Source organism: Robertmurraya sp. DFI.2.37, from assembly GCF_029211245.1.
GTDB lineage: Bacteria > Bacillota > Bacilli > Bacillales > Cytobacillaceae > Robertmurraya > Robertmurraya methanolica_A.
In genome coordinates this window covers 1-18,043 of record NZ_JARGEJ010000009.1, presented here as the reverse complement: position 1 = coordinate 18,043, position 18,043 = coordinate 1, and the positions used below count along the sequence as shown (strand labels likewise).

The following is an 18,043-nucleotide window of genomic DNA, read 5'->3' as shown; positions in this document are numbered from 1 at the left end:
AACGTTTGGCTTTCAATGAGCGGAGTTACCAAAATAAGTAATGAGCACTGGAGAAGGAGAAGCAACAAAGAAAGCGAGCGTTGGTCAACCGTCTGAATCTAATTTTTTATTTTATCCAACAGATTTGATGAATATGTTGGGAAAATTACAAATGCTATTAAACTGATTGTTGAATAGACAACACCATGTTTCTATAATGATATGGTGAATAAAAAAAAATGGCAAGAGAGGTGAAGGATGATAAATATTGCAGCACGAATAATCAAACAGAAAAAATCCGTTGCGATTACATTTATGATCCTGACTATTATTTGTACCTTTGCACTTTTTACGGTGTCAGTTAATTATGATATGAAGGATTATTTGCCGGAAGAAGCTGGCTCAACGATTGCATTGGACATTATGGAACAGGAATTCTCAGGTGGCGTTCCATCTAATCGCGTGATGGTAAAGGATGTAACACTTCAAGAGGCTCTTTCTTTTAAAGAAGAGCTTGCAGCAATTGATGGTGTATCTGATGTTACATGGTTAGATGATGCAATCGATATTAAATCACCCCTTGAAATGGCGGATGCGGAAACGGTAGAAACCTATTATAAAGATGGTACGGCATTATTTTTATTCAGTATCCGTCCAGGTGATGAAGTGCAAATTACGAATGCCATCTACGAGTTAATTGGAGAAGATAATGCACTTGCTGGTGAATCAGTAAATACGGCAACCCAGCAAACGATGGCGGGGAAGGAGTCATTGTACGCGGCTCTTTTATTAGTTCCGATTATCATATTTATTTTGGTTATTTCAACAACTTCTTGGATTGAGCCGCTGTTATTTTTAACGGCGATTGGAGTCTCGGTCTTAATTAATATGGGAACAAACTTTTTTCTCGGTGAGGTTTCGTTTGTTACTCAATCGGTCGCGCCGATATTACAGCTAGCCGTGTCATTGGATTATGCTATTTTTCTACTTCATAGCTTTCAAGATTATCGGAAAAAAGTAGCGGATCCACACGAAGCGATGGAACTTGCTATGAAAAAATCATTTTCTGCAATTGCGGCAAGTGCCTCAACGACCTTTTTTGGGTTTATTGCGTTGTCCTTTATGAAATTTGAAATTGGCTCAGATTTAGGTATTAACCTTGTCAAAGGAATCTTGCTTAGCTTTATAAGTGTCATGGTATTTTTACCAGCGTTAACACTTATTTTTTATAAATGGATTGATAAAACACAGCATAAACCTCTGCTCCCAAGTTTTAAAAAGATTGGAAATGCAGTTGTCAAACTAAGGCTGTTAAGTTTTATCGTTGTTCTTTTACTAGTTGTTCCAGCCTTTTTAGCCCAAAGTAAAACGGACTTCACTTATGGGATTGGAGAACAGCCTGAATCAACAAGAACGGGAGCTGACATCGTAAAAATTAAAGAAGAGTTTGGGGAAAGTACGCCAATTGTTTTACTTGTTCCAAAAGGGGACATTGCGAAAGAGGAAGAATTGGTCCATGAACTGGAAGAATTGAAGCATGTAACCAGTGTGCTTGCTTATGTAAACACAGTTAGTGCAGCGATACCACCCGAGTATTTAGAGCCATCTATCACAGAGCAATTTTACTCAGAGAATTACAGTCGAATTATTTTGCAAACTGAAACGAAGAATGAAGGAAATGAGGCCTTTCAATTAATTGAAAAGATTCAACAGGCTGCACATGAGCGATATGAGCACGGTGTCTATCTTGTTGGAGAAAGCGTAACATTGTACGACATTAAAAAAACAGTGGAAGAAGACAATAAGTTGGTTAATCTTTTAACGATTGCTACAGTTGCTTTTGTTCTTTTTGTTACATTCCGCTCGCTTTCAATTCCAGTAATATTGCTTCTTACAATTCAGACTGCTGTATGGATCAATTTATCTGTTCCGTACTTTACTGATTCGCCGCTTCAATATGTGGGATATTTACTTATTAGTATTATTCAGCTTGCCGCGACAGTTGATTATGCGATTTTATTGACGGATGCCTATAAAGAATATAGGAAGGAAATGACCGTTTTCCAAGCGGTAAAAAGAACGGTTGATGAAAAGATATTCTCGATTGGAATTTCTGCATCGATTCTATCAAGTGTGGGATTCATTTTATGGATTACTTCAACGAATCCGATTGTTGCCTCCATTGGGTTATTATTGGGCCGGGGAGCATTGCTTGCCTTTATTTTAGTTGTGTTCTTCCTCCCTGCTATGCTGCTGATTTTTGACAAATTAATAACGAAAACAACTTGGAAAGCAAATTATTATAAGGAGCAATGATCATGAGGAGATTAAAGAAATTTTTATTTGTCTTTGTTGCGATTCTTTTGTTGCTTCCTTCCTTTCTTGTGACGGCTGCTACGAATACAAGTAAGTCGGATGAAATACTCTCCCAGGAAGAAGGGAAAGTTTCTTCAAAGGATGAAGTGGTTTATGGAAAGTTAAGCGCTACTGGTGAAAGACAAGAGTTATATGTTGTCAATATTTTAGATGTGGAGAAAGCAGGTAAAGTCTTTGATTTTGGTGTTTATTCTGACTTAAAAAATTTAACGGATTTAACGAAATTGGAACAGACAAATGGTGCAGTTGAGTTCATGGCCCCAGAAGGAAAGTTTTATTATCAAGGCAATATCAATGACCACTCTTTGCCATGGGATGTTTCCGTATCGTATCTGTTGAATGGAAAAGAAATGGCACCGGAAGAGTTGGCAGGGCAAACTGGGCGTGTACAAATTAGGATTGCCACTTCTGCAAATAATGAAGTAGACCCGCTATTTTTTGAAAATTATTTGTTGCAAGTCTCTCTATCTTTAGACTTAGATATTTATAGCAATATTAAAGCTCCTGACGGTATGCTTGCCAATGCAGGAAAAAATAAACAAATAACTTTTACGGTAATGCCTGAGAAAGAAGAAGAACTACTCGTTGAGGCTGATGTTGTAAAATTTGAACTAGAGGGGATAGACATTTCCGCCGTGCCATTATCAATGGCAATCGATTCTCCAGATATTGACGGAATGGTCGATGATATGGAGTCTTTAACCGATGCTATTGATGAGCTTCATAATGGGGTTGGAGAATTAAATGATGGTGTTGAGGAATTAAACAGTGGCGTGAAAGATTTACGCACGGGATCAGCGGCATATCATGAAGGCATGGAGACTGTTGCAGCATCATCCTCCGAGTTAGTTCGTGCTTCCGAACAAATTGAACAAGCGCTTGCCATGTTAAACAGTTCGCTTACTGGCAATACAGAAGAAATCGATCTTGGCGATTTGAAGCAATTGGAAGGAGGACTTCTGCAAATAGCTGGTAGTCTGAGGGATACATCGAAAGGGTTGGCTACATTAAAAGATCATTATGCTGGTGCTTATGACGCATTAGATCGTGTGATGATTGCGATCCCAACGCACGATATATCTGAAGCGCAAATTCAAGAACTGTACGGAAGCGATGCTGATCCAGCACTGTTGAAGCAATTAATCGATACGTATACAGCAGCGCAGACTGCTAAAGGAACTTATTCAGCAGTAAAAGCTGCTTTTACTGCGGTCAATTCAACACTTGCTGAGGTTAACAGTGGACTAGTAGAGATGGCAGCTCATCTTGAAGCGATGGCGCAAGGAGTTTCTTCCTCATTAGAGGGTTCAGACATGGCAAATTCATTGACCCAATTACAAAAAGGGGTTGGCGAGCTTGCTTCTAATTATAAGAAGTTCCATGCTGGATTAGTCGGTTATGCAAGCGGAGTAGGGCAGTTATCAAGCTCTTATGATCAGCTTGACGGTGGAATTGCAGATTTATCGAAAGGAACTGGAGAGTTAGAAGCAGGAGTTGGTGAACTTCATGATGGTACAGGGGAATTAAAAGAAGCAACAGATGATATTCCTGAACAAATGAGGGAAGAGGTTGACCAAATGATGGCTGAATACGATAAGTCAGATTTTGAACCTATCTCATTCATGTCACCTAAAAATGAGAAAATAAATTCAGTACAATTTGTTTTAAAAACAGAAAGCATAAAATATGAAGAACCGGAAGCTGATGAAGAAGTGAAAGAAGAACCAAAAGGTTTTTGGGCACGGTTGCTTGAACTTTTTAAATGATAGTAACTCATTTTCATGGCTACTGAAGTAAAACTAAGAAGGACCTAATATACTAAAAACAAGTGCAAGTGGGCAATGATTAATTCATGTTCCCCACTTGCACTTGTTGTTTTTTCGTTGCGGGAACTGCAAACACAGCAATCGATTAAACGTGGACGAGTGAGTGCCCACACATCTTACTTAAAATGTTTAAAGAGATTCCCCATTTCAATTGCGCTAACTGCGGCTTCATAACCTTTATTGCCGGCTTTTGTTCCGGCTCTTTCGATCGCTTGTTCAATCGTATCTGTGGTCAGAACGCCAAAAATAATGGGTGTACCGCTTTGTATCCCGGTCGCAGCGACGCCTTTCGCTACTTCATTACTGACATACTCAAAATGTGGTGTCGCTCCTCTTATCACTGTTCCGAGGGTGATAATGGCATCATAATTACCTTGAGCAGCCAGCTTCTTTGCCGCAAGAGGGATTTCAAAAGCTCCTGGAACCCACATAACTGTCATGTCTTCATCTTTAACCCCATGTCGGATCAACCCATCCTCAGCGCCTGCAAGTAATTTACCTGTAATAAATTCATTAAAACGAGAGACCACAATACCAATTTTTAATCCAGTACCAACTAAATTGCCTTCAAGTATTTTTGCCATTTTTTCCACTCCTATTCAGGTTGTTTGCTTAGGTTTGTATGATTAATTGGAACTCAGTCAATTATGAGTAAATGTCCAAGCTTCTCCTGTTTTGTTTTTAAATAATTAATATTGTTTTGATTGCTTGGTAGTTGAAGAGGAACTCGCTCCACGATCGTTAAACCATAGCCAGCAAGACCGGCAATTTTGCGCGGATTGTTTGTGAGTAAGCGCAGTTTTTCAACTCCGAGATTTCTTAATATTTGTGCACCGATTCCATAGTCTCGTAGATCAGCTTGAAATCCTAATTTTTGATTTGCTTCAACGGTATCAAAGCCTTGCTCTTGAAGTTTATAAGCTTTTAATTTATTAATTAACCCGATGCCACGCCCTTCTTGTCTCATATAAAGGAGAATGCCACGCCCCTCTGCTTCAATTTGTGTGAGGGCAGCATGGAGTTGGGGACCGCAATCGCAGCGCTTAGAGTGAAATACATCACCTGTTAAACATTCTGAATGAACCCTGACTAGAATAGGGTCGTCTCCGTCAATATTTCCTTTTACAAGAGCGACATGTTCTTTGTTATCGGTTTTACTCGTAAACCCGATAGCTTTGAAGTCGCCAAACTCGGTTGGAAGTTGAATTTCAACATGACGCTCTATTAACGATTCGTGTTTAAGTCGATATTCTATCAGATCTTTAATGGTTACGATTTTTAAATTGAACTTAGAGGCCATCACGATTAAATCATTGACCCTTGCCATTGTGCCATCATCTTTCATAATTTCACAAATGACGCCTGCCGGCTTGGAATCAGCTAATCGAGCAAAATCAATCGCTGCTTCAGTGTGACCTGCGCGACGCAGAACTCCATCTTCCTTAGCGATGAGAGGGAAAATATGACCGGGTCTTCTAAAATCGTAAGCAGCTATTTGTTCATCAAGTATTTTTTGAATCGTTAATGCCCGTTCAAACGCACTGATTCCCGTTGTTGTTTTGTTATAATCAATACTGATGGTGAAGGCTGTCTCATGGTGGTCGGTGTTTCGCTCAACCATTGGCGGAAGCTTTAGTCTTTTGGCAATCGATTGTGTAATGGGCATACAAATAAGCCCTCGTCCCTCTTTAGCCATAAAATTGATCATTGCAGGCGATACATATTCCGCTAAACCGAGTAAGTCACCTTCATTTTCACGGTCTTCATCATCACAAACGATTATCATCTTTCCTGCTTTTAAATCCTCTATTGCTTCTTCAATTGTATGGAACATGCTATTAATTGCCCCTTTCATAGTGAATCTACAGAAAACCATTTTCTTTGAGGAAGTTAATTGAAAGTTGTCTATCCTCTCTTGATTGCCAAAAGGAAAATAAGTATTTTCCGAGCATATCGAATTCAATGTTGACTTGATCGCCGATTTTTTTATGACCAATCACACTTTCCTTCGCTGTATGGGGAATCAGTGCGACGGTTAAGTGGCCATGCCTGTTCCCGAAGACGGTGAGTGATGTCCCATCAAGGGCAATCGAGCCCTTGTTTAAAACGAGATGATCAAATTCAATTGGAAAAGTAAGCTCAATGTAAATGGCGTTTTCTTTATGTTCACGCTTTATAATCTGTCCAACGGCATCTACATGACCAGTTACAAAATGCCCTCCTAAACGGCCGTTGGCAGTGAGTGCCCGTTCTAGATTTACTAACGAGCCTTTATGCAACGTTGATAAAGACGTGCTTTTATAGGTTTCTGGCATGACATCAACTGAAAAGGAAGTATGGGTAAAATCGATCACTGTTAGACAGACGCCATTGACTGCGATACTGTCGCCGATTTTTAAATCTTCCATTACCTTTCTTCCTTGCAACGTCAGTACGAGCGTATTTTTGCTCGCATGAATATTTTGGATCGAGCCCAATTCCTCGATGATTCCAGTAAACATAATTACGTTTCCTCCTTAGCAAGAGGTTTTGCCGTGATTTTCAGATCTGGTCCAAGCTGATCGACCGCAGTGAATTGAAGATGTGTTCCATCTTTTACAAAATTAGCGCCAAGCCCTCCTATGAAAGGAATCGCATTTTTCCCAGCAATGATTGTTGGTGCGATATAGGCAATGATTTGTTGGAAGGCCTTTTCTGCTATAAAGGAAGCGTGTACTTCTGAACCACCTTCGATTAAGACGGACATGAGCTTTAATTCACCTAATGTTTTCAAAACCTCCTTAATGGAAATTTGCGGATTTTCTTGAACGACAATGGTGATGCCGCAGTCTTCTAGTTCTTTTTTACGAGCAATATGATGCTGATTGCCTGTAAAAATAATCGTTTTTGTTGAGCGATCTTGTACGACATTTGCTGATATTGGCATATTTAGTTTTGAATCTAAAACAATTCGAATGGGATTTTTTCCACCTTGGGGTCGTCTGGTGGTTAAAAGAGGGTTATCTTGTAGGATCGTGTTGATTCCTACTAAAATTCCGTCATGCTCATGACGAAGTTTATGGACATCTTGACGTGATTCAGGGGAAGTAATCCATTTACTATCACCTGTTTTACTTGCTGTTTTGCCATCAAATGAAATGCCAGCTTTGATCGTTACAAATGGAGTGTTCGTTTGAATAAAGTGAAAAAACTTTTCGTTTAACTTTAGAGCTTCTTCTTTGCATAAACCAACCTCGACCTCAATTCCAGCCTGAATTAGCTTTTCAAGTCCTTTGCCTGAAACAAGTGGATTTGGGTCTAGCGCTGCAATAAATACTTTTTTAATCCCTGATTGAATGATTAGATCAGCACAAGGTGCGGTTTTCCCATAGTGGCTACAAGGCTCTAGAGTAACATACATGACTGCGCCTTTTGCATCATTGCCAGCTGTTTGAATCGCATGAACTTCTGCATGAGGAGTACCAGCTTTTAGATGGACACCGGTGCCTACTAATCTTCCATCCTTCACCAACACAGCGCCGACACTCGGATTGGGACTTGTTTGACCCAAAGTAGCGTGAGCTAAAGAAAGTGCTATGTTCATATATTCACAATCATTCATTACAAATAAAAATGGCTCCTTTCTATAAAAAAATCTCCATTGTAACAAAAACTCCCTTACTAAATAGTGTTAGTAAGGGAGAAAAAGGCATCACAAATAAACGTCAAAAAACAGCATTTTTGAACAATTAATCCATTCCTTCTCCCATCCAGACTTTTACTGTCGGCTTTGGAATTTCACCAAATCCACCGTTTTCAAATGAATGAAACCGGGTCACGGACTAAGAGGTACCCCTCATCACCGCCGGTTGGGAATTGCACCCGACCCCGAAGGAAATCCTATTCAATTATAGAAAGCATAGCAGATTTAAATTCAGACAACAAGTATTTGAAACACAATGTTCCCTTATAGTTCATTTTTGCGGAGCTTTTTATAAAAAACATAACTTACTTTTGCATAATCCATTTTTTCTTCGTAAAAACGATGGGCATCATGTCTTTGTAATCCGGAAGAGAGAGAAATGACATCATACCCATTGTCCTTTGACCATTGATGTACATGGTTAAGAAGAGCCTCGCCATATCCTTTTGAGCGGTGATGGCAATCGGTTACCAAATCGCATACCCAAATGAATTTTCCGTTGTAAAGAGTAATCATCGGCATGATTCCAGCAACGGCTACGATCGTTTCATTTTCGAGGAGGGCGAACATTTTATAGTTTTCTTTTTCTGCTGCCTCTCCAATGAGTTGCAGATATTCTTCTTCATTTAAGTGGGTTCTAAGCTGTTTCATAACAGGAAAAGCTTGTTTCCAATCTTGTACGGTTTTCAGTTCATTTATTACAGTCGTGTTCATGTTTTCAGCTCCCCAAAGTTTATAGTTTTATTAAATCATAGATTGAACGGAGTTACGCACAATAAAAATGATATATTCTCTTATGGGCTTGTTACTTTTCCAATTTCTTTGTTTAAGTGTTCATGATATGATAAGTTGTAGAATTTGTGTTCGTATTTTGAGGAGTTGTAATCAACATGGAAAAAGCAGTGAAAAAGATACAACCTCAGCCTTTTTTGAAATGGGCTGGCGGGAAGCGACAGTTACTTCCTGAGATTAGAAAATATATCCCAACTGATATCGATACTTACTATGAACCGTTTATTGGGGCGGGAGCAGTTCTGTTAGATTTACAGCCGAGGAAGGCTGTTTTTAATGATATTAATATTGAACTTGTGAACGTCTATCAAGTTGTGATGAATCATGTAGATGAGTTAATTGAAGAATTACAAAAGCATGACGATGGCAATAATAGCGACTATTTTTATGAAATACGTAATCTGGATAGGAATGGGGAAGACTATAGCAAGCTTTCTCCGGTGGAAAAAGCAGCGAGAATGATCTATCTAAATAAAACATGCTTTAACGGTTTATATCGAGTAAATAGTAAGGGGCAATTTAACGTCCCTTTTGGAAAGTATAAAAACCCGCAAATTGTTAATGAACCGGTGCTTCGCGCTGTTCATCATTACTTAAGTACGAGTGAAATCACGATTTTAAACACTGATTTTGAGAAGGTAGTTGAGGCTGCAAAAGAGGGCGATTTTGTCTATTTTGATCCGCCGTATGATCCAGTATCTGATACTTCTTCTTTTACTAGCTATAGTTTAGATGGTTTTAGAAGAGAAGATCAAATAAGATTGCGCGATCTTTGTGTCCACTTAAATAAAAAAGGGTGCAAGTTTTTATTAAGTAATTCAGCGACAGACTTTATTAAAGAGATCTATCAGGAGTTCCACATTGAAATTGTGGCAGCAACAAGAAGCATTAATTCTGTCGCATCGAAACGGGGAAAAATTGATGAAGTGCTGGTGATGAATTATGAGCCAAACGAAAACAGATAGAGCTTGGGAGATCTTATTTGATCGGCACCGTATTCTCCAAAAAGTTCAGCAGGAGGGCTTTTTTGAAATTCAAGCAAAAGAAATCAAAGAGGTTCGAGAGCCAAGGCTGATGGCTAAGTTTGACCACTTTAGCCATTTGCCAAAGTTGTTTAAAGAACATGGTTTGTCGATTTTACCTCTCTCTCGCTCTAGCTATATTATTGGAGAATTTAATGTTTATGAAAAAGTGAGCTATAATTCAAGGCTTAAGCCGATTCAGGTAGATTTACCAAGTATGATCACGACAATTGACCCTACAAATCTTTATTCGGAAAGCTCGGCTCTCCATTGCGCCCATGTGACCGGAATGATGGAAAGGATTCTTGGAGAGTCATCCTACCAAACGATTTCAGGGAGAATGTCATCGAAAGAATTTAGCTTTCATATTCAAACGAAACAGGGGATGGACCGTTTTATCGAGATAAAAAACTCGCAAATCGAAATTGATGGTGGTTATGAGAGTGAACATCAATTCATGATTGTGGAAGCGAAAAATGAGACGGTTGATGATTTTTTGGTAAGGCAGCTCTATTATCCTTACCGTTTATGGAAAGAGAAGACGAATAAAAAGGTAACTCCTGTGTTCTTTACCTATTCTAATGATATCTTTAGTTTTTTTATATATGAATTTACTGACCCGAATCGCTATAATTCATTAAAGCTAGTCGAGCAGAAGGATTTTATTATCGCTCATGAAGGTATTGTACAAGATGATATTATTAGAGTATTTCGTTCTGCACAAATCGTTCCAGAGCCCGAGATTCCATTTCCTCAGGCAGATTCATTTATGAGAGTTGTGGACTTATTAGGGTTATTGGTGGAGAATGATCTAAGTAAGGAGCAAATTACCTTAAATTATGCTTTTGATGAAAGGCAAACGAGCTATTATACAAGAGCTGGTATGTATCTTGGTTTAATCGAAACGTACAAGGATGAGAATAAGCAGGTGATGTTTCGCTTGACTCGGGTTGGTAGAGAGAGTATGGGGCTGAAGACAAAAGAAAAATTCTTGAGATTGACCCAAGCTATTCTTAGCCATGAGCCTTTTAAGCAAGTATTAGCCGAGTATTTTGAAAAGGGAAGCCTACCAGAAAAGGCCCGAGTCGTAGAGATAATGAAAAATTCCCAGTTGTATAATGTTCATAAAGAGAGTACTTATTTCAGAAGGGCATCGACCGTTATGGGTTGGATTAACTGGATCTTACAATTGCCAGAAACCTATTAAAATGAACGTTTTATTCAGTGTCATGGATGTAAATAGGGACATAATATTATTAAGATAATCCATCTTTATGCGATAATAAAGATGGATTATTTTTTTCTTCATAGTTAAATGAATCTTTTGTGAAATCTGTCAGTTAAGCAGACTTCTATTTTAGTAAGTTCGAATACCCTTTTCATATTGTGAATCGACCTTCATTACTTATTTTTGTCACTTAGCACACTCAATTAATGCATGAAAGGAATGAGCTCTATTTGAATGTTCTAATTTCCAAGTTTAAGGAAGTTTTATATGCCGTCCTTCCGATCACCGTAATTGTCTTGATCCTGAACTTTACACTAACTCCTCTTGATAGTCCAACATTAATTATCCGATTTACAATTGGTGCGATGTTGATTATTATCGGTTTATCCATCTTTTTATTCGGCGTTGATATTGGAATAACTCCAATTGGTCAGCTAATGGGGAAAGCATTAGCAAAGACAAACAAAGTGTGGATTATCATGATTGCCGGTTTGCTGCTCGGTTTCTTTATTTCAATTGCCGAACCAGACTTACATATTTTAGCTGGACAGGTCGATTTTGTTACATCAGGCCTTATTACAAAAATGAGCATTGTCATTATTGTTTCGATCGGAATAGGCGCCCTTATCGCTACAGGACTAGTCAGAATTGTTTACAACTTCCCCCTATACAAACTATTAACGGTTTTATACATAATCATTCTTATGTTGTCATTTTTTACAACTCCCGAATTTTTAGCGATCTCCTTTGATGCTTCTGGTGCAACAACTGGCGCGCTAACCGTACCATTTATTTTAGCCCTTGCCCTAGGGGTATCTGCTATGAAAAAGGATAGCAAAGCGTCTGAAAAAGATAGCTTTGGCCTTGTAGCTATAGCTTCAACAGGGGCAATCATTTCCGTTATGATTATGAATATTATATCAAAGTCGGATAAAATTACAGGCAGCTTGGAAGAACATGATGAGCAATCTTATTCAATACTGGGGCCATTTCTACATGAATTTCCGGTCATTGCACAAGAGATTATTATTGCTTTGCTTCCGATTCTGATTATTTTTCTTTTATTTCAGAAATTTTCCTTTAAAATGTCGAAAAAAGAGGTAAGGAAAATTGTCACCGGATTAGTATTCACATTTATTGGTCTTGTTTTCTTTTTAGTTGGTGTGAATGCTGGGTTTATGGACGTTGGAAGAGCGATCGGCCAGTCTATTGCCTCTTTGGATAATAAAGCATATCTTATTATTGTCGCATTTGTATTAGGGCTCGTGACAATCTTGGCCGAACCAGCAGTCCATGTATTAACGCATCAAATAGAAGATGTAACGAGTGGGTATGTAAGGAGAAAAGTGGTACTATTTTCCCTTTGTATTGGCGTAGGAGCTGCCGTAGCATTATCCATGTTAAGAATCCTTATTCCTGAGCTTCAGCTTTGGCATTATCTTCTTCCAGGTTATATTTTGGCAATTGGAATGACCTATTTTGTTCCTAAGTTATTTGTAGGGATTGCTTTTGATTCTGGCGGAGTGGCATCAGGACCAATGACTGCTACTTTCATATTAGCGTTTGTCCAAGGTGCAGCGGAAGCGATGGAAGGAGCCAATGTTCTTGTCGATGGTTTTGGAATGATAGCTATGGTCGCGTTAACGCCTTTAATTACTTTACAAATCGTTGGATTTATCTTTAAATTAAAATCAAAGAAGAGAGGAGTGGTGAAAAATGTCCAGTAATTCTGAAATGAACATCTTTGAACAGGTTTGTATCATTGTTGATTTTGGCAAAGGAAGCAAGATCATGCAAACAGCAAAGAAGCATGGGATTTCAGGAGGAACTGTTATACTAGGAAAAGGGACTATAAAAAACCGCCTCTTGGAAATGTTAGCCATAAACGATATAAGAAAAGAGATTGTAATTATGGTTTCTAATAAAGATACAGTGAGTCAAGTTATTGAACAACTGGCGCATAAATTCAAATTCACAAAGCCGAATCAAGGTATTGCCTTTACAACCTCTGTTGGTCGCGTTATTGGTGCAAGAAGCTGCAAGAGTGCTCAATTAAATGAAGGTAGAGGTGCAGAAGAAAATATGTATCATGCTATTACCGTTATAGTGGAAAAGGGAAATGCAGGGGACGTTATTGACGCCGCAACCGAAGCAGGTTCTAAAGGAGGCACCATTATTAATGCAAGAGGATCTGGTATTCATGAAACGAGTAAATTATTTTCAATGAATATTGAACCAGAAAAAGAAATGGTATTAATTTTGTCAAAAAAGGAAAGTACAGATGCGATCGTTTCTTCCATCCAAAAGAAACTTAAAATTGATGAGCCTGGAAATGGTGTTATCTTTATCCAAGATGTAAATAAAACTTATGGATTATATGAATAATATGAAAAGGCAACCACTCGATTAAATGTGGTTGCCTTTTCATATTGACTGGTTATCTTTCATTTTTTGTTATTTGCTAAACATTCACGATCGATTGCCTCAGGAAGTTTTTCAAGCCAGCCGTGCTTCACCATAATGTTATAGCAAATAGCTCCAGCCTGCATAGCGTGGTTAAAAACTTTTTTATAATTTAAGATAATATCTGTTCTAAGGCTAGCTCCTAATGAAGCACCATAGTAGGAGAGGGCAGTATTTACGAGAAAGGCGGCATGGAACATCATTAATTTATCAGAAAATGGACTTGTAGTAGAGTTTGTAATTTCAGCATCCCATTTTTCAGGAATTGGGAGATGATCCTGCTCTAATATCGTATTAAAAGTCTCGGCATCCTTATTTGCTAGTTTTACATTTTTTAACATAAAGTCACGGACATCTTCTGTTTTTGCTACTTGACTGAAGGCCAAACTTAAAGTTCTCACAAAGCCGGTCTTTTTTGAATTAAAGAAAAGATTGCTTATTTCGTTAATATTGAGCGGTCTTTTGTCACCAATTAAATTGGATAAAATACCGGTCGAACTGGTAAATTCAGTTCCGTTAGGAGAAGGAATAATCGGAACTGGGGAATATTTTGGTTGTTGTTCAGCTAATTTTACAATCTTTTGAAATAGTTCTTTAGATGATTCTAGACAGTCAAAATAATAATTTTGAATATCCACTCTTTGCGAATTGGTTATAGCTAAACTGTAAGCAGTTAATCCGTGAATGGTCATAATATAAGAATAAAATAAGAGAAATTGATCTGAGAATAGGCGTGGAGCTTTTAAATTGACATCATTTTCAGTAAATCCAACAGGAATTTGGAAGTCGGCATTTTTTAGGAATTCCTCAATGTTTACAATATGTTTTTCGGCCAAACGCAATGACCATTTTATTATCGATTTGATTTCATGATCTTCAACAATTTTCAAAAAGTATTTATACATACAAATCGCCATGCTATCGCCTAAATACTGCAGCCAAAGTGCTGATATTTCTGCAGTGGTTAACTGTTGCTTACTTTTAGCAGTTCCCAAAGCACTTACCTCCAATAGAATGTTAATTAATCAGTATGTAGTTATTTTATGGTAACGGCGATGAACTATACAGATAAATTGCGGAGCTTTGTTAGAGATAGACGGGACTAATGAAGAGTTAGTAAGCGAGAATATTACAGGACAAGAGAACATCATCCTAACGCTATTTATTTCATGCAACTACTTTTAAGTGAAATAAAAGGGGAGCGACGCAAATTTAAGATTTGATACGTAAAAAAGCGAATACAGAGCCCTAGACGTTGTTCTATTTTGAAGTGAATGCGTATATAGAAGTGAACGTTTCGGTGGTTCTAGGGCACAAAATCTTGGAGTAAGGCAAGTGGTCAACAAAAGAGGAGGTTTATCACATTATGCTTTTATATGCGATTTAATGCCATCAAAGATAACTTCAAGTGAAGCAATGATCGTTGTTTCAAGCTTATCACGTTGATCATTGTGGTAAAAGTGTTTATTTAGGACATGAAAGTAAATGCTGACGATTAAGTCTGACACCAAAGAAGTGTTTAAGTCACTATTTGTTTTTTGTCCTTCTTTTAAAATATTTTCATAAATATTTGCTAAGTCGCGGCGATTTTTAGATTCTAATTCGTAAACCTTTTCTCCACCTTCAGAGATCCCCTTTAAGGCAGCTTTGGCACTAAAAGCAGATTCCTTAACACCACGTATATCTTCCATAAGAACAGCTATAATTTTTTCCTTTGTATTCATCGAATCTGGGAGTTGTTCAGCAAATTCTCGTAATACCTTAATTTGATTTTGTCCAAATTTTGCAACTATGTCCTCCTTCGAAGAGAAATAATTGAAAATAGTTCCTTTTGATACACCTGCTAATTGACAAATTTCTTGCAGTGTTGTATTTGCCACGCCTTTTTCTTGAAAAAGTGTCATTCCCGCTTCATAGATTCTTTCTTCCATTTGTTTCTTCTTATTAGCAGCTCTGCCAAGTTTCATGTTATCACCACATTTTTCTAATAAGATACATAGTTAAATAACTAAGGTCTTTAAAAAACGTCTTTCTTTAACTATATACTTTTTTGAAAATATTTCTAGTGGTAAGTATTTGTTCATTAAAGCAAGTTTATCGAGTAGTTCTGTGCGTCTTACCCTGTTCATTTCTCCACATTTCAATATGGGTAAAAATGGAGAAGAGAAGGAAAAAATTCATGATCCATACATTTAAAAAAGGTTGCATTCCTCCAAAGTCGATAGAATGATAACCTTTAAATATTAACACAATATATGCTTCAAGAAATACAAGAATAAATCCACCAGCAAAGGAAAATGCAATTTTGATCATGACTTTCGCGCTCCTCTTATTGATAATTGTACAGAGTATAATCAATTTATGAAAAGATCAATACGTTTTCCATCTTTCACATATCTGTCATAATGAGTAAGGGAGAAGTCGATTTAATGGTAAGGAAAGGGTTCGAAAATGGCATTTATTTTATTTCTTTTAGCAGGTCTTGCAGAAATTGGAGGAGGCTATTTAATATGGTTATGGCTACGTGAAGGCAAATCTTTTTATTTAGGTATTTTAGGTGGACTGGCGCTTGCGTTATACGGAGTAATAGCTACTTTTCAGAATTTCCCTACTTTTGGTAGGGTATATGCAGCTTATGGTGGCGTTTTTATTGTTCTTTCGATCCTTTGGGGATGGGGAATTGATCGGAAAACGCCTGACTTATACGATTGGCTGGGAGGGGCGATTTGCATCGTTGGTGTGATGGTGATATTATTTGCCCCGAGGCAATAAATAAGACGGATGCGGTCCTTCTATGAGAGATTGCCGTTGTGCAAAAAGAGCATCTCAGAGGCTGCTCTTTTTGCACAACGGCTTTAAGAGGAATTTCCAAAAAAATCGAATTAATACGCAAACTCTTGGCACGGTGTAGAGACAATTGCCGATATTTTATGCAAAGGATGGAAAGCTTAATGTAATAGAGGTTCCAACTTGTTCCTCACTATTTACTTTAATATTGCCACCCATTCCTTCAACAATTCGAAAGACTACCATCATCCCGAGTCCGGTGCCTTTCTGCTCTTTTAACGAAAAATAGGGTTCACCCAAGCGAGCGAGATGATCGGGGCTCATCCCTAGACCGGTATCGGTAATATGAATGAAAGTTTCATTGTATTTAGTAGCAGTGACAATTGTAAGTGTCCCTCCAGTGGGCATAGCCTCGATTGAATTTTTACATATATTCAGTAAAACCTGCCGAAATTTATGAGGATCTCCTTTGATTTTATCAGTATGAAAAAAAACAATTTTTATATCAACTGAATGTTGTATTGCTAATGGAGAAATCAAGTCTTTGCATTGCAAAATTTCTTTATCAATCTCAAGTGCGTGAAGTTTTTCTGGATGAGGCTTGGCAAAAGTAAGGTAGTCATCAATGATATCCGCCGTCCGTGATGCTTCGTCCAAAGCAAGTGAAGCATAGAGTCTGCATTTATTTGGAACATCCCTCTGTTCTAAAATTAATTGAAGAAAGCCTTTTATAGATGTTAACGGGTTGCGAACTTCATGACTTATACTTGCCGCTAGATGGCTGGCAATTTCCATTTTTTCGTTTTTTATAGCCTTTTGTTGTAATATATATGCTGTTCTCAGTAGTTCAGTAAGATAGGTTACAAAAAAAGTTGCAGATGTGAGTACAAAGGAATAAATAATAAAAGTCTCGACATTATAAAAACTGTAGTAGAATGATGGGATTAATAATGCCAAAATGGAATATAGAAATGCCAGAAAAGTAGTGGAAAACAATCTCCATTTTATTGATTTTTCTTCGAACCGAGAAGAGAGGGGGATGAAAATAATACTAAAGCAAATAACTAGCAAGACTGTTAACCAAATTCCATCCCCACCAATTGGAATTCGTGCTGAAATAAGGAGTGCTCCTAACCATAGTGTTACTTTTTTACCGCCGTAAAGGCTTCCTAATAGAAAAGGGATAAATCTAAGGTCATAAGCAAAGTTATCCTCAATAGCAGTGGATAATAACAGGCTTAAAATAATTAATATAGAAGAAAAAAATGCAAGAACCGACTTCTGAAAATGCGGTGAAATCCTCTTTTGTTGATTTACTACCACCATATTATAAAATAAAACTAAAACTAGAATCACAAGAAGATTTATGAGCAATCCTTTTAGCAAAGTCATGTATCGCATCCTCCGTTTGACCTGTGTCAATATTACTAAATCTTATTTTAAAATATTGTCACAATATTTTCAATAATCACAGAAATAAGCGCGAAACCCATCATTTTTCGACATTTCTTCCGTAAACTCTATTGACGTCGAAAAAAAACAGTGATATATTGTTCTATGTTATTATTTTTGAAATAAAATTTACTAAGTCGTTTTATGCGGGTGTAGTTTAATGGTAAAACCACAGCCACGAGCAAAGCATCCATGAATGAACGACGAGTTGCCTCGACGATAGAGCTCCAAAGAAAAGGCGAGAAGAGTTGGAGGCATGTAAGGCCCGAACAGGGGAAGAAAGAATTTAGTATAATTACAATAAAAATACGGGTGTAGTTTAATGGTAAAACCACAGCCACGAGCAAAGCATCCATGAATGAACGACGAGTTGCCTCGACGATAGAGCTCCAAAGAAAAGGCGAGAAGAGTTGGAGGCATGTAAGGCCCGAACAGG

General features: G+C 37.8%; 16 protein-coding genes and 1 riboswitch. Of the genes, 7 read left to right on the top strand and 9 right to left on the bottom strand.

Features of this window, described 5'->3' with window-relative positions:
• Positions 1-237: 237 nt before the first annotated feature.
• Entirely contained in the window at positions 238-2,295 is a 2,058-nt protein-coding gene (locus tag PZE06_RS07030; protein WP_150914948.1) for an efflux RND transporter permease subunit, read from the top strand.
• A gap of 2 nt (positions 2,296-2,297) precedes the next feature.
• Positions 2,298-4,121: a YhgE/Pip domain-containing protein gene (locus PZE06_RS07025; protein ID WP_150914947.1), complete on the top strand. Its 1,824-nt coding sequence runs from the start codon at positions 2,298-2,300 to the stop codon at positions 4,119-4,121.
• 176 nt (positions 4,122-4,297) lie between these two features.
• Here the strand turns inward: PZE06_RS07025 and ribH are convergent, their stop codons facing one another.
• The 5 genes from ribH to PZE06_RS07000 form a co-directional block, all read right to left on the bottom strand.
• Positions 4,298-4,765: a 6,7-dimethyl-8-ribityllumazine synthase gene (ribH, locus tag PZE06_RS07020; protein ID WP_150914946.1), complete on the bottom strand. Its 468-nt coding sequence runs from the start codon at positions 4,763-4,765 to the stop codon at positions 4,298-4,300.
• Positions 4,766-4,818: 53 nt separating this feature from the next.
• On the bottom strand, positions 4,819-6,015 hold the full coding sequence (locus tag PZE06_RS07015; protein WP_150914945.1) for a bifunctional 3,4-dihydroxy-2-butanone-4-phosphate synthase/GTP cyclohydrolase II: 1,197 nt from the start codon (positions 6,013-6,015) through the stop codon (positions 4,819-4,821).
• 28 nt (positions 6,016-6,043) lie between these two features.
• Positions 6,044-6,682: a riboflavin synthase gene (ribE, locus tag PZE06_RS07010; RefSeq protein WP_150914944.1), complete on the bottom strand. Its 639-nt coding sequence runs from the start codon at positions 6,680-6,682 to the stop codon at positions 6,044-6,046.
• Between the two features lie 2 nt (positions 6,683-6,684).
• The gene (ribD, locus tag PZE06_RS07005) at positions 6,685-7,782 is read right to left on the bottom strand and encodes a bifunctional diaminohydroxyphosphoribosylaminopyrimidine deaminase/5-amino-6-(5-phosphoribosylamino)uracil reductase RibD (protein ID WP_150914943.1); all 1,098 of its coding nucleotides are present in this window, start codon (positions 7,780-7,782) and stop codon (positions 6,685-6,687) included.
• A 132-nt stretch (positions 7,783-7,914) separates the two neighbouring features.
• A riboswitch (FMN riboswitch) is annotated at positions 7,915-8,060 on the bottom strand.
• 67 nt (positions 8,061-8,127) lie between these two features.
• Positions 8,128-8,577 (bottom strand): GNAT family N-acetyltransferase, encoded by a 450-nt coding sequence (locus PZE06_RS07000; protein ID WP_150914942.1) that lies wholly within the window; start codon positions 8,575-8,577, stop codon positions 8,128-8,130.
• Positions 8,578-8,753: 176 nt separating this feature from the next.
• Between PZE06_RS07000 and PZE06_RS06995 the strand changes: the two genes are divergently transcribed.
• From PZE06_RS06995 to PZE06_RS06980, 4 genes are all read left to right on the top strand, one after another.
• Positions 8,754-9,620 (top strand): DNA adenine methylase, encoded by an 867-nt coding sequence (locus PZE06_RS06995; protein ID WP_150914941.1) that lies wholly within the window; start codon positions 8,754-8,756, stop codon positions 9,618-9,620.
• Complete coding sequence (locus PZE06_RS06990; protein ID WP_150914940.1) at positions 9,598-10,884, top strand: type II restriction enzyme; 1,287 nt, start codon at positions 9,598-9,600, stop codon at positions 10,882-10,884. The genes PZE06_RS06995 and PZE06_RS06990 overlap by 23 nt, the downstream gene beginning before the upstream one ends.
• A 251-nt stretch (positions 10,885-11,135) precedes the next feature.
• A complete protein-coding gene (locus PZE06_RS06985; protein WP_150914939.1) occupies positions 11,136-12,632 on the top strand; it encodes a DUF1538 domain-containing protein in 1,497 nt (498 codons plus the stop codon).
• 64 nt (positions 12,633-12,696) lie between these two features.
• Complete coding sequence (locus PZE06_RS06980; protein WP_225310780.1) at positions 12,697-13,290, top strand: P-II family nitrogen regulator; 594 nt, start codon at positions 12,697-12,699, stop codon at positions 13,288-13,290.
• Positions 13,291-13,349: 59 nt separating this feature from the next.
• Here the strand turns inward: PZE06_RS06980 and PZE06_RS06975 are convergent, their stop codons facing one another.
• The 3 genes from PZE06_RS06975 to PZE06_RS06965 all read right to left on the bottom strand — a co-directional run bounded on the left by PZE06_RS06975 (position 13,350) and on the right by PZE06_RS06965 (position 15,681).
• Positions 13,350-14,363, bottom strand: coding sequence for a DUF3231 family protein (locus PZE06_RS06975; protein WP_225310628.1), 1,014 nt, complete (start codon positions 14,361-14,363; stop codon positions 13,350-13,352).
• A 369-nt stretch (positions 14,364-14,732) separates the two neighbouring features.
• Positions 14,733-15,335 carry a TetR/AcrR family transcriptional regulator gene (locus PZE06_RS06970; protein WP_150914937.1) on the bottom strand — a complete coding sequence of 201 codons (603 nt, stop codon included), beginning with the start codon at positions 15,333-15,335 and terminating at the stop codon, positions 14,733-14,735.
• Between the two features lie 127 nt (positions 15,336-15,462).
• The gene (locus PZE06_RS06965) at positions 15,463-15,681 is read right to left on the bottom strand and encodes a hypothetical protein (protein ID WP_150914936.1); all 219 of its coding nucleotides are present in this window, start codon (positions 15,679-15,681) and stop codon (positions 15,463-15,465) included.
• 138 nt (positions 15,682-15,819) lie between these two features.
• Here PZE06_RS06965 and PZE06_RS06960 point away from each other — a divergent pair, with 138 nt between their 5' ends.
• Positions 15,820-16,140: a YnfA family protein gene (locus PZE06_RS06960; protein WP_150914935.1), complete on the top strand. Its 321-nt coding sequence runs from the start codon at positions 15,820-15,822 to the stop codon at positions 16,138-16,140.
• Positions 16,141-16,296: 156 nt separating this feature from the next.
• On the opposite strand, the gene PZE06_RS06955 is transcribed toward PZE06_RS06960, so the two are convergent.
• Positions 16,297-17,547 (bottom strand): sensor histidine kinase, encoded by a 1,251-nt coding sequence (locus PZE06_RS06955; protein ID WP_191963174.1) that lies wholly within the window; start codon positions 17,545-17,547, stop codon positions 16,297-16,299.
• Positions 17,548-18,043 lie beyond the last annotated feature (496 nt).